Origin of the sequence: Chitinophaga pendula, from assembly GCF_020386615.1 — a bacterium.
Classification (GTDB): domain Bacteria; phylum Bacteroidota; class Bacteroidia; order Chitinophagales; family Chitinophagaceae; genus Chitinophaga; species Chitinophaga pendula.
The window spans coordinates 4595277-4615505 of the sequence record NZ_CP077769.1 but is presented as its reverse complement, the minus strand read 5'-3'; the positions used below and the strand labels follow the sequence as shown (position 1 = coordinate 4615505).

General features: G+C 44.7%; 17 protein-coding genes and 1 other RNA gene. 7 read left to right on the top strand and 11 right to left on the bottom strand.

Going from position 1 to position 20229, the window contains the following annotated elements; translation table 11 throughout:
• Positions 1-3: 3 nt before the first annotated feature.
• Genes KTO58_RS16525 through KTO58_RS16515 form a run of 3 tightly spaced genes read left to right on the top strand, consistent with a single transcriptional unit; the run spans position 4 to position 5357 of the window.
• Positions 4-918, top strand: a complete 915-nt coding sequence (locus KTO58_RS16525; protein WP_095838310.1) for a PorP/SprF family type IX secretion system membrane protein — start codon at positions 4-6, stop codon at positions 916-918.
• A 22-nt stretch (positions 919-940) separates the two neighbouring features.
• A complete protein-coding gene (locus tag KTO58_RS16520; RefSeq protein ID WP_095838311.1) occupies positions 941-2839 on the top strand; it encodes an OmpA family protein in 1899 nt (632 codons plus the stop codon).
• Between the two features lie 31 nt (positions 2840-2870).
• The gene (locus KTO58_RS16515) at positions 2871-5357 is read left to right on the top strand and encodes a Calx-beta domain-containing protein (protein WP_095838312.1); all 2487 of its coding nucleotides are present in this window, start codon (positions 2871-2873) and stop codon (positions 5355-5357) included.
• A gap of 72 nt (positions 5358-5429) precedes the next feature.
• Here KTO58_RS16515 and KTO58_RS16510 read toward each other — a convergent pair whose 3' ends face one another.
• From KTO58_RS16510 to rplU, 8 genes are all read right to left on the bottom strand, one after another.
• Complete coding sequence (locus KTO58_RS16510) at positions 5430-6662, bottom strand: FecR family protein (RefSeq protein WP_095838313.1); 1233 nt, start codon at positions 6660-6662, stop codon at positions 5430-5432.
• A gap of 30 nt (positions 6663-6692) precedes the next feature.
• A complete protein-coding gene (locus tag KTO58_RS16505) occupies positions 6693-7235 on the bottom strand; it encodes an RNA polymerase sigma factor (protein ID WP_095838314.1) in 543 nt (180 codons plus the stop codon).
• 484 nt (positions 7236-7719) lie between these two features.
• A complete protein-coding gene (locus tag KTO58_RS16500) occupies positions 7720-8217 on the bottom strand; it encodes a GNAT family N-acetyltransferase (protein ID WP_095838315.1) in 498 nt (165 codons plus the stop codon).
• 12 nt (positions 8218-8229) lie between these two features.
• Positions 8230-8862, bottom strand: a complete 633-nt coding sequence (locus tag KTO58_RS16495; protein ID WP_095838316.1) for a DsbA family protein — start codon at positions 8860-8862, stop codon at positions 8230-8232.
• An 8-nt stretch (positions 8863-8870) separates the two neighbouring features.
• Complete coding sequence (locus tag KTO58_RS16490; protein ID WP_095838317.1) at positions 8871-10553, bottom strand: DNA polymerase/3'-5' exonuclease PolX; 1683 nt, start codon at positions 10551-10553, stop codon at positions 8871-8873.
• Between the two features lie 159 nt (positions 10554-10712).
• Positions 10713-11099, bottom strand: coding sequence for a hypothetical protein (locus KTO58_RS16485; RefSeq protein WP_225859794.1), 387 nt, complete (start codon positions 11097-11099; stop codon positions 10713-10715).
• Between the two features lie 71 nt (positions 11100-11170).
• Complete coding sequence (gene rpmA / locus KTO58_RS16480; RefSeq protein ID WP_095838318.1) at positions 11171-11449, bottom strand: 50S ribosomal protein L27; 279 nt, start codon at positions 11447-11449, stop codon at positions 11171-11173.
• A 34-nt stretch (positions 11450-11483) separates the two neighbouring features.
• Positions 11484-11786, bottom strand: a complete 303-nt coding sequence (gene rplU / locus KTO58_RS16475; RefSeq protein WP_095838319.1) for a 50S ribosomal protein L21 — start codon at positions 11784-11786, stop codon at positions 11484-11486.
• Between the two features lie 340 nt (positions 11787-12126).
• Here rplU and KTO58_RS16470 point away from each other — a divergent pair, with 340 nt between their 5' ends.
• From KTO58_RS16470 to ssrA, 4 genes are all read left to right on the top strand, one after another.
• Entirely contained in the window at positions 12127-13620 is a 1494-nt protein-coding gene (locus KTO58_RS16470; RefSeq protein WP_095838320.1) for a GH3 auxin-responsive promoter family protein, read from the top strand.
• Between the two features lie 73 nt (positions 13621-13693).
• Positions 13694-14860 (top strand): 1-deoxy-D-xylulose-5-phosphate reductoisomerase, encoded by a 1167-nt coding sequence (locus KTO58_RS16465; RefSeq protein WP_095838321.1) that lies wholly within the window; start codon positions 13694-13696, stop codon positions 14858-14860.
• A 99-nt stretch (positions 14861-14959) separates the two neighbouring features.
• On the top strand, positions 14960-16306 hold the full coding sequence (gene rseP, locus KTO58_RS16460; protein ID WP_095838322.1) for an RIP metalloprotease RseP: 1347 nt from the start codon (positions 14960-14962) through the stop codon (positions 16304-16306).
• 95 nt (positions 16307-16401) lie between these two features.
• Positions 16402-16777, top strand: a transfer-messenger RNA (tmRNA) gene (gene ssrA / locus KTO58_RS16455).
• A 102-nt stretch (positions 16778-16879) separates the two neighbouring features.
• Here the strand turns inward: ssrA and KTO58_RS16450 are convergent.
• From KTO58_RS16450 to KTO58_RS16440, 3 genes are all read right to left on the bottom strand, one after another.
• Positions 16880-17791 (bottom strand): helix-turn-helix domain-containing protein, encoded by a 912-nt coding sequence (locus KTO58_RS16450; protein WP_095838323.1) that lies wholly within the window; start codon positions 17789-17791, stop codon positions 16880-16882.
• Between the two features lie 98 nt (positions 17792-17889).
• A complete protein-coding gene (locus KTO58_RS16445; protein ID WP_095838324.1) occupies positions 17890-18663 on the bottom strand; it encodes an SDR family NAD(P)-dependent oxidoreductase in 774 nt (257 codons plus the stop codon).
• A 244-nt stretch (positions 18664-18907) separates the two neighbouring features.
• Complete coding sequence (locus KTO58_RS16440; RefSeq protein WP_095841533.1) at positions 18908-20011, bottom strand: epoxide hydrolase family protein; 1104 nt, start codon at positions 20009-20011, stop codon at positions 18908-18910.
• Between the last annotated feature and the right edge of the window lie 218 nt (positions 20012-20229).

Here is a 20229-nt window from a genome sequence, read left to right as displayed (position 1 = left end):
CCTATGAAGCAATTCCTTTTAAGAACATTTTACCTGGTAGTATTTTATCTGTGTGGTTGTTTGCGAGTGCAGGCACAGCAGGACCCGATTTATTCGCAGTATATGTTCAACGGTATGATCATCAATCCTGCATATCCCAGTATGGATGAATCTTCCAGTTTGACTGTAGTAGGAAGGAACCAGTGGACGGGAATAGATGGAGCGCCGAAGACCGCCACTTTTTCTTTCTATTCACCTGTAAAAGCGACTAGTACCAGTTTAGGATTCAGCGCGCTTAGTGAGAAGATCGGTGTACAATCCAGGACGGGAGGTAGTTTTCATGTATCTCAGCGGGTGAAACTTAATGAAAAACTTTACCTGGCTATGGGGGTAAAGGCAGGAATGGTGCAATACCGGGAAAACAATAGTTTGCTGTCGACAACTGATCCGGTTTTTGCGCAGGACCAACGATATTGGAAGACGGATATAGGATTTGGCTTCATGTTATTTACGGAACGTTTTTTTGCCGGATTCTCTGCACCTACCTTCCGCAGTTTTGATATAGGAAAGAGTGTGAATAAAGTGTCTACCCGTACTCACTATTATTTTCAGGCAGGCTATTTATTTGACCTGGATGATAAGGTCAAGTTCAAACCTAACGTATTGATAAGAAAGGTGCAAGGTACTACCTGGGCTTATGATTTGAATGTAAATGTGTTGTTGAAGAATCTGGTTTGGTTGGGAGCTTCCTGGCGTTCGGAGAAGACGGTTACCGGACTTGTGCAGGTACAAATATCCAAACACTTTCAGGTTGGTTATGCGTATGACGCGCCTATGGCTTCTAACCTTAAGATGGGGCAATCCGCTTCCCACGAGCTTATGCTTAACTACCGTTTTGCCTGGTCAAAATGGAGGGTGGTATCTCCACGATATTTTTAATTTCTCAAAATAACCATGTATAATGATCAGAACTAGACGTCGTCAACTGTTCGAGGTACTGCTATTTTTGCCAGGTTTGATGATCTTGTTTGCGTCCTGTAAAATAACCAACAGTGCTCTTGGTGACCGGGGTAAGGTGCAACGGGCTGAGCGGTTATATAAGAGGCAGGAATATGAAAAAGCGATTTCCCTATGCAGTGCGGTGTTGAACAATGGCAACCGGGATGAAGCTTTGCTTCGCGGTGCCAAATTGCAGCTGGCACGTATTTATTTTGAAACCCGGCAGTTCGAGAAAACGATCAGCCTTTATGATGAATTACTACAGACACCGCAGAAGGATGTTTGGGTAACGGATGTGATCAACTATATAGATCTGCTGAAGCGTACGGGTCGCATTTCGAAGGCCAGGAAAACTACGGAGCTTTATGCAAAGAGCTTTAATGAAAATGCCCGATTTACGAACTTGCAGCGTTCACTGGATAATTTTTATAGCTTTTTTAATCCGGATTCCTTACGTCATATGAAGGTGGACAGTCTCCGGCTGAGTTTACCAGGCTATCAGTATGGTCTTGCCTTGTACAGGAATGATATTGTGTTTATATCTAATGAAGTAAAGAAGGATAAAGCACAATCATTCTATACGAATTCCAGGTTGTATATGATCACGGAAGATGGCATAGCTCCATTCAATCATACGCTTCGTGGTGTTTTGCAGGTAGGGCCGGCAGCATTTTATGAAGACGGGCATAAGGTAATTTTTACGTCGAACAGGTATAATGATGTAAAAACTGAAAAGCAATCTTTCATTAGTAATAAAAACACCACACAATTACTCAGTGCCAGTTATCAGCCGCAGCAGGATACCTGGAGTAAGCCAGCGCCTCTAAGGTTATATGGACGTTCTGATAATTACTCTTTCCTCCATCCATCTATTGCAAATAAGGGTAAGCGGTTATATTTTGCATCGGATATGCCTGGGGGTTATGGCGGGACAGATATTTACTATACGGACTGGGATAAAAAGGAGAAGCGCTGGAAGGCGCCTGTCAATCTTGGACCAGGTATTAATACAAACGGGAATGAACTATACCCGTTTTTCTTTGAGGAAAAGTTACTATTTGCATCTAATGGCTTGCCTGGTTTTGGCGGACTGGATATTTTTATTGCCAAATTGAATGAAAAAGATACTGCGCCTGTGCATTTGCCCTATCCTGTGAATACACAGTTTGATGACCTGAATCCTGTATTGGATCAGGCGCATTCGCTTTTATATTTCACCTCGGATCGTTCAGGGATTCACGACAATGATCACATTTATGTACTTAATCTGAAGAAGCATATGCTTCCTCAACTGGATTTACCTGTGCCCGGCAGACCGGTAAAACAGGAGGAGAAGGTACCTTATACCGTTACTCCATCGAACCGGGCTGTTATTACTTATGTAGGTAATAAGGAAGGAGATACACCGTTATCGGAGCCCGTGAAACAGGCGATAGTTCATAATGAGCAAGAGCGGGCATTAACTGAAACAGGGTCGGCATTTGTTGCCAAGAAAAAGGACCCCGGTGTTATCTATTTTGATCTGGATTCGTATGTGCCACAGGATCAGGAGTGGTATAAGTTAGATACTCTTTTTCTGGACTGGAAGAGACATCCTGAGCGTACTTTCCTGGTGGCAGGTCATGCAGACGTGACAGGACCTGAGTCACACAATCTTAATCTTTCGAAGAACCGGGCAATGTATATAAAGGAAAGTTTAAGAAGCCGCGGAGTGGATCCCGCCCGTATCAAGGTGAGTTATTTTGGCTCGACCAAACCACTGCTGGCTGTAGAGCAGGATACCATTTCGCAGGATAAGGCATTGTTCCTTCAGGCACAAGGTATTAATCGTCGTTGTGAGGTGAGTATATCAGCTAACTAAAAAAAACATTTGCATATCAAAAGTAAAGGAAATGAAAAAAATTGTTTCGTTGTTCCTGTTGTTGGGAATGGGGGCTATATCCCGGGCGCAGGAAATGCCTGTTGTATTCAATAAGAGCTTCGGTAGCCCTAAAAATCAATATCAGAAGCTAGCGATAGCAGAAGGAAATGCTATTGTTGCCATCGGTGGAGGATTGGATAATGGATGTATTACGAAGCTATCTGCTGCCGGCAATCTTATTTTTAATACCAAGCTTAACAAGGGAGGTCTTGTTGCTTACCAGGACTTACTGCTATTGCCCAAAGGGGATATCATCGCTGTAGGTGGTGGAACGATTGCTTATGGTAATGCCCGTATCACCAAACTTACTTCGAACGGAGAGGTGGTGTTTGACAAAAGTATTGGTAATGGACAAGGCGGTTTTTATGCTAAAGTGATCCTGGATCGTCACGGTAATATTATCGCTGTTGGTGTTGACGGCAGCAAGCCGGCACAGGCCCGTATCACTAAGTTTGCTTCGGATGGAAAGATAGAATTTGATAAGGCATTCGGTGCACATAGCCTGCTCTCGAATGTATTAATAGATGAGGACGAGAACATCGTTGCCGTTGGTGGTGATGCTGGTGATGGAGAAGGGAAAGCTTATATGGTAAAGATAGATGGAAAAGGAGAGAAGCAGTTTGAATTGAGTTTTGGTAAACCCGGGGCTGTATTCGAGAAAATGTTATTGCTAGAGGATGGTGCTGTGCTTGCGATGGGAGGAGGTGCTTATGGTACCGGGAACGCCAGTCGTATTGCCAAAGTTAACAACGAAGGACAGGTTGTGTTTGATAAAGAGTATAGCACTGTAGATGGTAAATTTAACGCCATGAAAGTAAACGACCTTGGCCAGATATTTGCCTGTGCGGAAGAGAAGGATAAAGGCCGGTTAGTCAAATTACGTCCGGATGGAACAGAGCTTTTTAATAAGGAGATAGATGCCGCCTTGTATGCCCTTGAGGTAGGTAAAAACGGACGTGTGGTGGCTGCCGGCGGGAACATCAATAGCAATACAGGTAAGATTGTGAAGTTGTTACCTGATGGTACCCTACAGGTAAATAAGAACGCAGGAACCTTATTCCAGCATTTATTGCTGACGGAAGATGACGAGATCTGTGTGGTGGCTAGAGAGGGTTATCGGCTGATGAAGTTCAGTCCTGATGGTGAGATGATGTTTGATAAGGAGTTGGGTAAATATGATGCCAAGACTACCCTGTCCGCATTGTTAATGAGCCCCGCCGGTGAAATATTGGCTGCTGGCGGTGGTGAACACGATGGTAACCGTATTATAAAGATCAGCCATGGTGTAACGATTAATGATATTGTTGTATCCGAACCATTGAATGGTTTAGCGAATGCGACGATGACCATTACGTTATCCGGTTTCTTACGCAGTAACGGTGTGCGGACGCCGGTAAATGTGCATTATAAAGCTATCGCTAACAAAACAGGTGCAGGTACTGCTGATTTCGACGCAACGGAAGGAACTATTTCTTTTGTGCCTTCTGAGTATGCTGCCGGAGCGATTATTTCCAAGACGATACAGATACCCATCAAGAGCGATAATTTACTGGAAGGAAAAGAGTCATTCCATGTCGAATTACTGGATGCGTCTGAGCTGCACCTGACTAAGGCGAAGGGAGAGGTGGCTATCCTGGACCAACCAGCTATTGTTAAATTCACCGGCGGAAACGCCGGTGCTGAACCTGCAACGGATGTACTTTTTGCTGCCGGTTTATTTAAGCGGGATAATACGCCGTTGGTAAACGCGACGACTAAGCCGGTGAAACTGACCTATAAATTTGGTAATGGTACAGCCTTAGCCGGAGCGGATTTTGTGAATAGTCTGAAGGCTCCGTTTGAAATAGCCAGCGGTGCATCTACTGCCTCTTTATCTGTAAAAGTAAAAGACGATAATCGATTTGAACTGGCAGAAACTGTAGTGTTGGTATTAAGTGAGATCAAAGCAGATAATGAAGCAAATGTGGGGTATAATGGAGATGTAACTTCTATTTCGGCCTCTCAGTATATTCATGATCAGGCTGCTTATATCACGCTGGTGAAGTTGACTGATGCGAACGAGTCCAGTACTGCTCCGGTAAGTATGTTTAAATGTATCCTGGTGAAAGCTGCTGATCAGAGTGTACAAACGAATTGCACCGGTAGTGATATCAATATATATTTCTCTGTGGACTCCTCCAGTACCGCGGCTAACGGGCGAGATTATGTGATCATGAACGGAGATATGGTAAAGATCACGGGAGATTGTGCATTTAGTGAGACGGATATACAAGTAGCTTTGGTGAATGACCGGATCAAGGAAAATGATGCATCTGTTGTATTGAAATTGAGAGAAGCTACCAGTGCAGCTAATATAGGTATTCTGAAGATAGTACCCGACCTGAAACTAAATACAGCGCTGGCTATTATTCATGATGATGATAATGATGCGGGAGAGACGGTGCTGTCTGTAAAATAAACGTATTCGACAATTAAAAAAGGGATGGCCGTACGGTCATCCCTTTTTTAATTGTTATGAAAATGCTTTTTGTTAGTCATACATGTCTGCTACTTCACTGACCACTTCTTTTATTTTAAAGTGGATGGTGCTGCCAAGTATATAATAGTCCAATGTTGTTGTTTCGCGTAAAGAGCGGAGGAATATGTCTAACGGCTTTTCGCGTTCAATACTTCCGGTAAATGTCTGTGTAAGTAATGGGGTTGCGTCTATGATCATTTTCATGCCATACCATCTTTCCATTACGGGAGCCAATTCTTTCAGGGTTTTATTTTTGAAGGCGTAGATACCATTACGCCAGGAGAGGGTCATTTCCTCGTCGAAGCGTTTTATCTTAAAACGTTCGCCTGCTTTATAGATGGCCTGGTATCCTGGCTTTAGTACGACATCGAGACTATCGCCTACGTCTGTGACAACGGAGCCTTGTACCAGCGAGGTAGTGGTTTGATCGGCATCGTAGGAATTGACGTTGAATGCGGTTCCCAGGGCCCTGATAGAGGTGGTATTAGTATGGACGATGAAAGGTTGTTTAGGATTATGTGCTACGGTGAAGTAGGCTTCGCCTTCCAGGTAAACTTCGCGGGTCTTACCCGGGAATATGAAGGGAAAGCGGAGGGTGGAGGCTGCGTTCAGGTGTACTTCTGTACCATCGGAGAGGTCGAATTTATAGTCGACTTTAGCTGGAACGGTGAGGGTATTCCATTCTGTATTGACATCGTCTATAGAGTCTTGTTTGAGTTGGGCAGCTAGTATTGCGCTACTGTCGAGGTGGGTGATAATTGTTTTTCCGGTGTCTGTAAAGTTAGGAGGCGATACAGGTGTAAAATGTCCCTGTACGGTGGTCCCTGGTTGTACGGAAGGCGTCACCGACTGGTTGTTCATGCTGATCCCGGGAATTATGGGCAGATGGGTCTTGGTAGAAAGATAGAGGAAATAAGCAGTGCCTGTACATATCAGTAACATGGCGGCGACCGCCCATCTCCAACGGGAAGAGGGAAGCGGTAACAGGACAGGTTCTTCTTCGACCGGGATCTTGCTTAATTTATCTGTAATGCGGCACCAGGTCAGCTCTGCTCTCGCATCGTCGAGGAACTCGCCGTTAGTGGCGGTTTGCGCATCTTTCATATCGAGCCAGCAAATGTATGCATGTACATCGTGCTGCATGATCCGTTCCAGTTCAATATCGTCTTCGCGGGATATCTCTCCGAGCAGTTTTTCTAATATTAACTGGTAGACGTATTCTTTGGTATATTTTGTCCGTCTCATGAGTGATCATTGAGAGATGTGGTAGTATTTTCAATAAGTATTCAGGAAGATTTCTCTTCGTAGTTCTTGCATTGCGAGAGACAGGTGCTGGGATATGGTATGTACACTGATGCCCATCAGCTGTGCTGCCTCGGCATGTTCCTTTTGTTTACCGAATATCAGCTTTACTACTTCCTGTTGTTCGGCGGGCAGGTCGTGTAAAGCAGTTACGAGGCGTTGTATGTATTCGTCTGGAGTTACCAGGTTAGTTTTTGCCTGGGGGTAGGTGGGGAGTTCCGGATGTTCTTCCCTGACAGATACATGAGGATAGTCGATAGATCCTGCGATACAATTATCATGTACCAATTTACACAGGTAGCCACCTACTGCATTGGGAATATCCTTATAGGCTTTTTGCTCCCAGAGCTGGACGAAAATGTTTTCTACAGCTGTTTCTGCTTGCTGCATATCATCGAGCACCAGGTAGGCTTTCAGGCATAATGGTTTGTAATATTTCATGAATAGCCTTCTGTATGCCTTTATATTGCCAGCCTTCACTGCTGATAATAATTGAGCATCTGTTTCATTACTCATATGGTAGGTTTTAAAACGGGGCAAAAAACTGATACATTTTGGTACCTATTGGCAAATCATCGAACAAGGGTTTTTTACATTACACAGGATGTCATTCACAAGTGACAGTAATCCACACAGCTAGGGCACAATATGGAGGCAAGCTAGGAAATAAAAATGGTCCAACTGTTAATAACTGGTTAACGAAGGGAGGGGTGCGTATAGGGGTGATTTTTATATTTCATTGATTGATATGGTGTTGTAACTATATATATGTAGCAGCTGGGGATAGAGATGGGGGATCGGGGAAGGCTTTTAGTATTAGGGACCATTGGGCAGGATTAGTTAGTAAGGGGTAAATCCGTTGTTGATACTTTGTCGTAAATACAGATATAAGACTATTTAAAGAACCGAATACACTTACTAGAAAATATTAAAGATAGTTGTGTCTTTTTAATGGTTAAACTTGGGAAACAGCCTGGTATTTCTACCAGGCTGCACTTTTTTATACTAATGTCTTTCTCAAAATGTAGTCATTCATAAGGTATCCCCGGCCTATATCTGTGTCTTTTTCTCCGGTTATATTGAATCCCTGGCTTTGGTAGAATTGTAATGCTTTATTATGGCGATTAACGTCCAATTCCAGGACCGTGCCGTCGGCGGCTCTTACCTGATCGGCTACTGCATTGAGTAAGAATTTGCCGATGCCTTTGCCTTGTTGTGAGGGATCCAGGTAGATCTTGTGCAGTTTGAATACTTGTGTTTCTGATGTCGTGCTGTAGGAAGCATAGCCGATGGGTTGTTGATCATCGGCCAGTATCAGATAATGATGTCCTTTAACAGTCAGTTGGTCCTGCAGTGATGATGTGCTGTACATCATATCCATCATGTAGGTGATTTGTTCGGGTGTGAGGATGGCGGCGTAGGTGGGCGGCCATATTTTGTCAGCCAGCGCTTGTATAGTGGATATATCTGTGATGGCGGCTGCTTTTACATGTAGCATAAGCGTAGTTGTTTATTCTTTTGTTTTTACCTGTTCAATAGCTGTCTGTAGTTGTTCGGCAGGCACATATCCACGTGCGGCGAGGAAGAAGCGATCATCTTTCTGCAATATGACGGCAGGGAAGCCAGTGATTCCCCATTGAGCTACCTGTTGAAATTCCAGATTGGTTTCCTGCAGATATTGTGGGTTTTGCAAGCGTTGTATAAAAGCGGCCGGATCTATGTCATACTGTTTTATCAGTTTGATGTAAGTATCGTTATCGTTGAGTGATTGTCCTTCATAATTGAATGCAATCTGTATTTCATGTGCAAAATCGATCGCTTTTTCTGGCAGGAAGGATTTGAACACAGTCAGTGCCAACGCGGGAGGTGTGGAGTCCAGCAGATAGTCTTCCCTGGGTAGCAATTGCTCCAGGAATGGTTGGCCAAACTTTGCGCCGGTCATGTCTTCCACCCTATGATAGGCTTTGATGATATAACCATGCATGCTTGCTGCAGGGCGACGGTTATCTCCTGTGTTCATGCCACCGGAAAGTATTTCGAACGACAGTTGTCCGGCATATTGTTGTTGCATCTGTTGGATGACTGGTGTGAAGCCATAGCACCAACCGCACAATGCATCAGATATATAAATTAGTTTCATCATGGTTTGTATTAATAACCTTTAGACTGTTTTCTTTTGAGCAGGTAGTCTGTCAGCATATCCCTACTATAGCTACTAAGGTTGCGTTCTTTGGTGAGGCCTCCTTTTTGGGCTGCGAGTACGCCATAGTGGATATCCTGGTATCCGCTGATGCTATGGGCATCTGGATCTATGGAAATGAGGGCACCCTTTTCCAGGGCGTATGGTATCCAGCTCCAGTCTATATCCAATCTCCTTGGATGGGCATTTAATTCTATTACGACCTGGTTGGCGACGCAGGCGTCAATGATCGCTTTATGATCTACTGGGTAGCCGTTACGACTTAGCAAGAGCCTTCCGGTCATATGTCCGAGTATGGTAGTATGTGGATGCTCGATAGCCTTCAGGAGTCTGGAAGTGGCTTTATCCTGTGGCATTTTCAAGTTAGCGTGTACGGATGCGATTACGAGATCGAACGATGCCAGGACGTCGTCTGGATAGTCCAGGTTGCCATCGTTTAGTATGTCAGCTTCTATGCTTTTGAATATGCGGAATGGTGCCAATTGTTGATTCAGGCTGTCTATCTGTGCATGTTGAGCTATAATCCGTTCGATGCTCAGGCCATTTGCGTAAAATGCGGAGCGGGAGTGATCGCTGATGACCAGGTATTCGAATCCCTGTTCTTTGGCAGCCAGGGCCATTTCTTCCAAGGTATACAGTCCATCGCTCCATTGGCTGTGGGAGTGGATAATACCCTTTATATCAGCAGTGGTGATCAGTTGAGGTAATTGATGAGAGGCTGCTTGTGTGATGATGTTGGGATCTTCCCGGAGGCAAGGAGCTATATAGTCGATCCCGGCAGCGCTGAAGATAGCCTGTTCGTCGGTATAAACGGCGTCTGCAGTGGGCAGTAGTTCATTGACTGCCTGGAGGAATTCACCGGAAGCGGAGGTATTAAATAATACCTGTGCGAAGGTATTGTTGGTAGCGTGATATATTTTGACTTTGAATCCTTTTTCATGTTGCCATGTTAGTGATTCATCGTTTGATGTTGATAAGGTAAGGCCGGTGAGTGAGGCTACTTTTTCCTGCAGAGTGGAGGGTGTTGCAGCGGCTACCAGTGCGATATCGTCGATGATAATATCCTGGCGGCGTATCTGGCCGGTGAGTGTTACCTGTGCTGGTTGCAGCAACTGCTGAAGGGATTGTTCGAGTTGTGCTGCCAGTGGGAGGATTTCTGCATAGAGGAAACGTTCTCTGTTGGAGAGATAGAAGTTGATGCTTTGTTTAACATTTTCCTGTGTTTTCTCTCCGAAACCTTTTAGGAGTGCGAGGCGGTTTTCGTTGCAGGCATATAATAGTTCGCCCATGCTTTCGACTTCGAGTTCTTTCCAGATGGTGGCGATCTTTTTGGGGCCGAGGCCTTTGATCTTCATGATCTCTAGGATGCCTGCCGGTGTTTTCAGCAGATAATTTTCCAGCAGTGAGAAATGGCCGGTATCTAACATTTCGAGGATGCCTTTGCCAGTGGACTCGCCGATTCCTTTGATGCGGAAGATATCGTCTCTGGCGGTATCTTTCAATTGTACGGGCAGTTTTTCTATGGTAAAGGCTGCGCTGGAAAAGGATTTGGCTTTAAAGCTATTTTCGCTGTGTATCTCCATGAGTTTTGCAAGCAGGGAGAAGTTATCTGCTATGGTGTAATTATCTAACATAAGAACCGGTGTGAGCGATGTAATTGTCGTGCATTGACAACTTGCAAGTTATCACTTTATCGGTTTTGATGGCGGGTAAAAATGGGGAGATAGGGGATGGGGAAAAAAAATATCCCGGCATGAGCCGGGATACTTATTCTACAGTTTGTAATTGTAAACTTACAGAGCTGGAGCGGAAGGTGCCTGAGGAGCAGCTGGTGCAGAAGATTTCTTCTTAGGAGCAGCTTTCTTCTTAGGAGCAGCAGCGGCTTTCTTTTTAGGAGCAGCGGCAGCTTTCTTCTTAGGCGCAGCTTTTTTGGCAGCAGCTTTCTTTTTAGGAGCGGCTTTTTTAGCAGCAGCTTTCTTTTTAGGAGCGGCTTTTTTAGCAGCAGCTTTCTTTTTAGGAGCGGCTTTTTTAGCAGCAGCTTTCTTTTTAGGAGCGGCTTTTTTAGCGGCAGCTTTCTTTTTAGGAGCAGCTTTTTTAGCAGCAGCTTTCTTTTTAGGAGCAGCAGCAGCTTTTTTCTTAGGCGCAGCTTTTTTAGCAGCGGCTTTCTTAATTGTTGCCATTGTTTTTTGAATTTGGGTTAGTAAATTAAAATCTGGGTATTAAAAAAAACTTTATGGCAAACACTACACAATTAAGCTTCCGCCTGTGCAGTGGTGTCAAATTCTTTTACTGAAACGAAGGTTCTGTTTTCGCGACCTTTTCTGAATTCAACCACACCGTCAGTCAATGCGAAAATGGTAAAATCTTTACCGACACCTACGTTTTTACCTGGGTGGTAAACAGTACCTCTCTGGCGAACGATTACGTTGCCGGAAAGTGCTGCCTGACCTCCGAATATTTTTACCCCGAGCCTTTTGCTTTGGGAGTCACGGCCGTTCTTTACGCTACCTTCACCTTTTTTATGTGCCATTTGTATTTAACGTTTTTACTTTGTCAATAATAAATTAAGCGATCTCGTTGATCTTGATCTTGGTAAAGTGGGTACGGTGACCTATCTTCTTTCTGAAGCCTTTACGTCTCTTCATTTTGAAGGCGATCACTTTGTCACCTTGAACGTGACCGAGGATCTCGGCTTTTACCACTGATTTTACATCAGTACCTACTGTCAGCGTGCCAGCATTATCTGTTAACAGCACTTCAGAGAACTCCACTTTATCTCCTATATTTCCCTGTAACTGCTGTACAAAGATTTCCTGGTCTTTTTGCACTTTAAATTGCTGACCTGCGATTTTTACAACTGCAAACATAATTATCCAAAATATAATTTCCGCAAAAGTACCATTTGTTTTTCAATTGACAAAGTTTTCTGGTATTTTATGCGTGATGATACAATAAGCCAAAATCGCTATCGAGATAGACAGATTTTTTTCAAAGATACGTAGATTCCTGAATTTTAGTTTTTTTTAACAAATGTTTATATACATATATAGCACTTACCGGCTATAGCCAGATACGGTGTTGCGAGCGGTTTCAAGCATACAAAGCTGCTGAAACCTGCTATGGAAGCGGTTGAGTAAAAACACTTAATTTGCCGGTGCGATGCATCGCAATTTTTTTACTTTTGTCATTTTATCTAAAACAAACGGCATGAAGTTTAAATCACTGCTGGCCAAACCATTTGCTTCTATTGTGTATAATCGCATCCGGAAGGAAATGCAGCGGGCGGTGGAAGACCAGGACGCTATCCTGGACGATTTGATCAAAACAGGCAGGAAGACCGATTTTGGTAAGGAGCATAAGTTTGACGCCATACATGCTTACGATGAATATAAACAGGCGGTGCCTATCCGTGATTATGAGGCTTTCGCTTCATATATTAATAAGATAAAGGAGGGTCGGCAGAACGTATTATGGACGGGTGCTCCTATTTACCTGGCGAAGACCTCGGGTACGACCAGTGGAGTGAAGTATATACCTATTACTAAGGACTCGATCGACAATCATGTGGATAGTGCAAGGAATACATTGCTTTGTTATATGGCGGAAACCGGCAATACCACTTTTGCGGATGGTAAGTTGATCTTTCTGTCTGGCAGTCCTGAGTTGGAGCGGATCGGGAATATACCCAGCGGGCGGCTTAGTGGCATTATGAATCACCATGTGCCCCGTTATCTGCGTACTAACCAGTTGCCTACTTATGAGACCAATTGTATTGAGGATTGGGAGCATAAGTTGGATAAGATCGTGGAGGAGACGATTGATCAGAATATGACTTTGATCAGTGGTATTCCGCTCTGGATGCAGATGTATTTTGATAAATTGATGGAGCGTAGTGGTAAGAAGATCAAGGAGCTGTTCCGCAACCTGGATGTGATGGTATACGGTGGTGTAAACTTTGAGCCTTATAAGGCCAGGATACAGGAATCTATCGGAGCATCGGTGCACAATATTGAGACGTATCCTGCTTCCGAAGGTTTTTTTGCTTTTCAGGACTCGCAGCAGCACGAGGGTTTATTGCTGAATACGAATAGCGGTATCTTTTATGAATTTGTGCCGGCACAGGAGATACACCTGGAGCGGCCTACCCGTCTTTCTTTGCGGGATGTGCAGCCAGGTGTCAATTACGCACTGATCATCAGCAGCAATGCAGGTCTCTGGTCCTATAATATAGGTGATACGGTTAAGTTCCTGTCTACCGATCCATACAGGATCGTGGTAACCGGGAGGACCAAACATTTTATATCTGCTTTTGGAGAACATGTAATAGGAGAAGAGGTAGAGCAAAGTCTTTTGCAAGTGGCTGCTACGGAGAATGTACGGATCACGGAATTTACGGTAGCGCCGCGTGTGCAGCCTGATAAGGGGTTGCCTTATCACGAATGGTTTGTGGAATTCGAGAATACCCCTGGTAACCTGGAAGCATTTGCCAACAAGGTAGACGCCCAGATGCGGCAGCGTAATGTGTTGTATGACGGGCTGCTGCGGGGGCAGGTATTACAGCCGCTGAAAATAAGGACAGTGCGCCGGCAGGGATTTATTGACTATATGAAATCCGTCGGTAAGCTGGGAGGACAGAACAAAGTGCCCCGGTTGAGTAATGACCGTAAATTGGCGGACGACCTGGTGCGGTATCTGCAATGAGCACGCCTTTTAAGGGTAATGGTCTTTACTGACAGGAAGTGTAAATCATTTTTTTCAAGATATTAATTAACTGATGAGTAAAAAAAGGATAGCAATATTTGGTTCTACCGGTTCGATTGGCATCCAGGCGCTGGAAGTGATAGCTGCCCATCCCGACAAGTTTGAAGTGGAAGTATTGACAGCCGGACAGAATGCTACGTTGCTAATTGAACAGGCTTTACAATTCAAACCTAATGCTGTTGTAATCGGAGATGAATCGCAGTATGAGGCGGTGAAGGAAGTATTGTTCAACAAAGGTATTAAGGTATTTGCCGGCGCGAAAGCGATGGTGGAAGTTGCGGCCTGGAATATGATAGACATGATGTTGGCCGCTGTGATGGGGTTTGCCGGATTGGCGCCGACGCTTTCCGCTCTCGAACAGGGTACCCCTGTCGCACTGGCTAATAAGGAGACACTGGTGGTAGCCGGTGATATTGTTATGGCGACAGCCAGGAAAAAGAATGTGCCCATTATTCCTGTGGATTCTGAGCATTCTGCTATTTTCCAATGTCTGCTGGGGGAGCCTTTCAACAAGGTAGAAAAGGTGATATTGACGGCTTCGGGTGGTCCTTTTCTGGGGAAAAAGCCTAATTTCCTGATCAATGTAAAGAAGGACCATGCGTTGCAGCATCCTAATTGGAGTATGGGTGCGAAGATCACTATTGACTCTGCTACGCTGATGAATAAAGGATTGGAAATGATCGAGGCCCGCTGGTTGTTTGGACTGGTGCCGGAGCAGATAGAAGTGGTGATCCACCCTCAGTCCATCATACATTCCATGGTGCAGTTTGTGGACGGTTCGCTAAAGGCCCAGATGGGATTGCCTGACATGAAGCTGCCTATACAGTACGCTTTGGGATATCCTAACCGTTTACAGAACGATTTCCCCCGTTTTTCCTTCCGAAATCACCCTTCCCTTACTTTTGAGCAACCCGATACCAAAACTTTCCGTAACCTTGCGATAGCCACAGAGGTATTGCAGATGGGAGGTAATGCGGCATGTGTGATGAATGCTGCGAATGAGGAGGTGGTGCATGCCTTCCTGAAGAACCGGATAGGGTTCCTGCAAATGACGGAAGTGATCGAGGAGACGATTGCCAAGATACCGTTTGTAGAAAAGCCTACCTTGCAGCACTATTACGAATGTGATCAGGCGGCCCGTGAATATGCGGGTACGCTTATCAACGCGATCGTCATCTGATATTTTTTAAGAATGGTAGCGCCATCGTTGATAACAGACCTGATCGCCTGGTAACGAATGATGCCAGGACATTAAAGTTTTTAAAGTAGCAACAAATACATGACAACACAAGAAATATTGGTAAAGGCCGGACAGTTGGTGCTGTCCCTGTCGATACTGGTAGTATTACACGAGATGGGACACTTCCTCCCAGCCAAACTGTTTAAGACAAAGGTGGAGAAGTTCTATCTGTTTTTTGACCCCTGGTTTTCTCTATTTAAGTTCAGGAAAGGAGATACGGAATATGGTATCGGATGGTTGCCATTGGGCGGTTACGTAAAGATCGCTGGTATGGTGGATGAGAGTATGGACCGGGAGCAGTTGAACCGTCCGCCGGAGCCTTGGGAATTCCGTTCCAAACCGGCTTGGCAGCGACTGATCATCATGATCGGTGGTGTGACGGTGAACCTGATCCTTGGTTTCCTTATTTATGCCATGATGTTATGGTATTGGGGGGAGACATATCTGCCTACTAAGGAAGTAAAATATGGTGTAACTGTAGATTCCCTGGCGCAGAGCATCGGTTTGCGTGATGGCGACAAGTTGTTGGGAGTAGATCATCAGGCGATCGAGAAATTCCATACAATACCTGGTGAGATCATTCTCCGCGAGGCAAAGACCATTGAAGTAGACCGTGACGGGCAAGAGGTAAGTATTGCTATTCCTCCCGGTTTTGTGCGTCAGCTGATCAAGCAGAAGGGTGGATTTGCGATGCCTCGTTTCCCATTTTACGCGAAAGGATTTCCTAAAGACTCTCCAGGTGAGAAGGCTGGTATCAAAAAAGGAGATCGCCTGATATCTATCAACGGAGCGCCCACCTTATACTTTAGTGATTTTGCCAAGCGGCTGAAAAACTATAAGAACCAGGAGATCACCGTAGGAGTGATCCGTGGCAAAGACACTTTACAGATACCTGCCAAGGTGCCTGGAGATGGTTTGCTGAAGATCTATTTTGAGGATGATATGAAGCAGTTCTTCACGTTGAATACACAGCAGTATACATTCTTTGAAGCTATACCTGCTGGTTTCAAAAAATGTATCAATACCCTGGTGAAATATGTACAGCAACTGCGCCTGATCTTTGTATCTCCGGAGGTAAAGGCCAGCGAGTCGCTGGGAGGTTTCCTGAGCATAGGTAACCTGTTTCCTGGTGAGTGGGATTGGATGGCCTTCTGGGAGATGACAGCATTGCTGTCTATCATCCTGGCTTTTATGAACATCTTGCCGATACCGGCCCTGGATGGTGGCCATGTATTGTTCCTGCTATATGAAATGGTGACAGGTCGTAAACCCAGTGAGAAATTCCTGGAATATGCTCAAATCGTAGGGATGGTATTATTGTTCGGTCTGTTGTTGTATGCAAACGGACTGGATATCTGGCGGAACATTATCAGTAAATGGTTCTAATAATTAATTGATTTACATAAAATAACAGCCGGGTTTTAGCGACCCGGCTGTTTTGTTTTAGAAAAGTTGTATATTTGTATACTGAATTTAAACCTGGGGTCGCCTGGTTTTGACAGCATACGGTCTTTGAAAGTGTAAGCATGTCGTGCGTTGGATAATTAGCACGTTAATCTGAATATTCAAACTCTAAATGGCGAATCTAACTACGCCATGGCTGCCTAATCAGCGATTAGCGCACCATTATAGCCGCCTGGAGTTGTCGCCTTATGCGACTCCCGCCGCTGAATCATCAAACCCATAGGGATAGGCGCTCATGGTTTCTGTGAGTGAGTGCCGAAACACAAACGGATAAGGACGAGGTTGGTTAGTTATGTTCCTGCCGAGTTCCGACACATCAATACATAAATAAGCATGTAGAAAGCTTTCGGAGAATATGTTTGGACGCGGGTTCGATTCCCGCCGGCTCCACGAAAAATCCCAGTGGGAGAAATTTTGACAGCTACCTTAATAGGGTAGCTGTTTTCGTTTGTTATAGCTTAGACTTCTTTGTTGTATGCTGTATGGTCAATACCATTAATTAAAAGCGGATCTGAATTGCACCGGTGATATGCGTGTCTTCATTTTAAAAAGCCTGCTGAATGATTGTGGATGCTCGAAGCCTAATTCGTAAGCTACTTCGCTAATTGTCAATTCAGTGGTAGAGAGTAACTCTTTTGACCTTTCGATCAGTTGCTGATGAATGTGCTGTTGTGCATTTAGCCCGGAGAGGGAGCGTAGCATATCGCTTAGATAATTAGGGCTATAGTTCAATTGATCCGCCAGATATTGTACCGTTGGTATGCCATGGCTGACGGGTTTTCCTTCTTCAAAATATTTATTCAGTAGCTCTTCCAATTTTTGCAGTAAATCGCTGGTTACTGCTTGCCGGGTCAGGAATTGACGTTTGTAGAAACGTTTGGCGTAACTCAGCAATAATTCGATCTGGGCAATGATCACCTCGTGGCTGAAGTCATCTATCCGGTTCTTCAATTCTTCGTGTATAATGTTGTATATAGATAGCATTGTTATCTTTTCTTGTTCGGACAGGTGCAGGGCCTCATTGGTGGCATAGGAGAAGAATCCATAGTTTTTGATCTTCCTGGCCAACGGATAACCTTGCAGGAAATCCGGATGGATGAGTAATGAATATCCTGCATTGTTTGTATAACTATCCACGTTGCCTATGATCTGATTGGGAGCAGTGAAAAGAAGGCTTCCTTCGTCAAAATCATAAAATCCCTGTCCATACCTGAACTTTCCGCTCAGTTTGGTAATGAAAGATATCTTATAGAATCCCGATACATAACTGGATGGAAGCCGGCCCATGTCTATGTGATCTTTTAAGATCAAACTTATCAGTGGGTGAACTGGACCGGGAAGGCCCAGCATACGATGTACTTCCGATATGGAATCCAGTTTACTGACTTTGGGTGTTTCACTTTTCATGATTCAAGGTAATGTCAATGACCGGTGGCTGTTTGTGCCACCGATCATACTTTAAATTTAAGCATTCTATGCGTTGTGGTAATTCCAGCCTGGGTTAATTACCATTGAAAGGGGCCATCCGGACCGGTAAAGGTTGCGGTAGGACCATTAGTTTCGAGCGCTACCCGGATCGGTTCACGAGCGCCTACTTCAAGACTATCAGTGCCTTGAAAGTTGTTCAGTGCGGTGGCGGTAAAACCCGGGCTGACTGCGTTGACCTTTATATTTTCTTTTTCCAGTTCCAGGGCAAAAGCCAATGTAATAGCATTGAGGGCTGTTTTAGATGCTGGGTAAACAATACCGAAATGTTCTCTTGCCCAACAACTGGGATCGGCTATCCAGCTGAGTGAGCCCAGTCCACTGGATATATTGACGATGCGTGCTGCGGATGACTTTCTCAGTAAAGGCAACATCGCCTGTGTAACCGCGATAACACTGAATACATTGGTTTCCCAAACCGCCCGTACTTCATCTACAGCCGCGGTGCTGGCGCGGCTGCTCTCTATTATTTCTTCCAAGGAGCGACCAGGTTTGCCTGCATGGGATATAGCAGCATTGTTGACCAGCAGATCCAGTCGGCCCTGTTCCTTTTCAATACGGTCTACCGCGGCGTTAATAGTGGATTGTTGGGTAACATCCAGTTGGATGGCATATGCATTGGCACCTATCTGTGCGGCGGCCTTTTCTCCGTTGTCAGAGTTACGTGAGCCGATATATACACTATAACCGTTCGCTGCAAGTGCTTTTGCGATCTGATTGCCTATGCCCTGGTTCGCTCCGGTGACAAGGGCAACGAGCCGATTGTTTGTTGATGGTTCGATCTGATCTTTCATAAAGTTGCTGTTTGAATGAATAGTGCAAAATTCACGAACTATTACTTTGTGATGATAACCAAATCAAGGACATCTGTAACCGAAATGAAAAATGGCGACTACCGCCAGCCCATAAAAAAGGGAGCTGATACAGCCTCCCTTTGTTATTTATTCTATAAGTGCTTATAGCTACTTCACTAAAAGAGTTTATTTCACTTCGCTTTGGGGAAACGTCTTCATTTCTTAGCTACTTCACTAAAAGAGTTTATTTCACTTCGCTTTGGAAAAATGTCTTCACTTCTTTTGTCCACAATTCCGGTAGTTGCAGTGCTGCAAAGTGTCCGCCTTTCTCCATTACGGTGAAGCGTTTTACGTTTGCTTTTCTGTCTGCCCACTCTTTGGGTGTAGGAGCGTCGCCCGGGAATATGGCTATGCCGGTGGGCGTATTTACCTTTTGACCTGAAGCCAGTTGTTGAAAGGCACCAGCCGCATAGGTACGCATAGACGAATTGATTGTCTGACTAACCCAGTAGATCATGACATTGGTGAGCAGTTCATCTTTCGTGAAGTGATCTTCAATGTTGCCCTCTTTGTCAGTCCAGGTATGGAACTTTTCTACGATCCAGGCAGCAAGGCCTACGGGTGAGTCATTCAGTCCATAGGCTTGTGTTTGCGGTTTGGTAGCGTGCAGCATTGCATATGCACCTTCTGCGTACCACCACTGTTGAATAAACTGTCCGAATTCTTGTTCTGCTTTGGTCATAGTTGCCCAATCTTCGGTACCATTAGGATAACCTACATCTGAGAGATGGATAGCAGGTACGCTTTCAGGGTAGAGATTTGCGATAGATTTGGCGATGCCGCTACCTACGTCTCCACCTGCTACCAGGAAGGTTTTATAACCCAGTACTTCTTTCATCAGTGTCGTGATCACTTTTGCCGAGCCATCATCCGTCATGGCAACGTGACTGGAGAAGCCGAAACCGGGAAGGGAAGGTACTATGATGTCGTATTCATCGGAGAGTAAAGGAATGACCTTGTAATAGCGGTAGAAACAATCAGGCCATCCGTGTAGCAGCAGTAAGGGTCTGGCATTGGCTTTTTTACTTTTAATGTAGAGGAAGTGGAGGTTGACACTGTCTATTTCTACAGTGAACTGCGGAAATTTATTGAGTGCGGCTTCCTGTTTACGCCAATCGTAGCCATTTTGCCAGTAGGCTATCAGTTTTTGGAGGAATACGGGGTCTGTACCATATTTCCAGCCAATGTTTTCAGGGGCATCGGGCCAGCGTGTTTGACGCAGGCGTGTTTGGAGGTCTTCCAATACGGTTTGTTGTACTTCGATCTTGAATGGCTTAACGGTAGACATATTGTAGGTTTTTTTTTGACTTTGTGCATTTGTGGTGACAGCTGCAGCAGCGATAGTTAGCGAAAGGAGAAGTCGTCTCATATGTGTGTGTTTGATAAAGCAAATTTCCGATCAGGTGATGACAACCTTATGTCAACAGTAAACAGCAATTTGAAAAAAAATATTTTCTTCCGACAACAGGCTCCTGAGATAGATATGGTGTACGCTTTCAGCGTGCT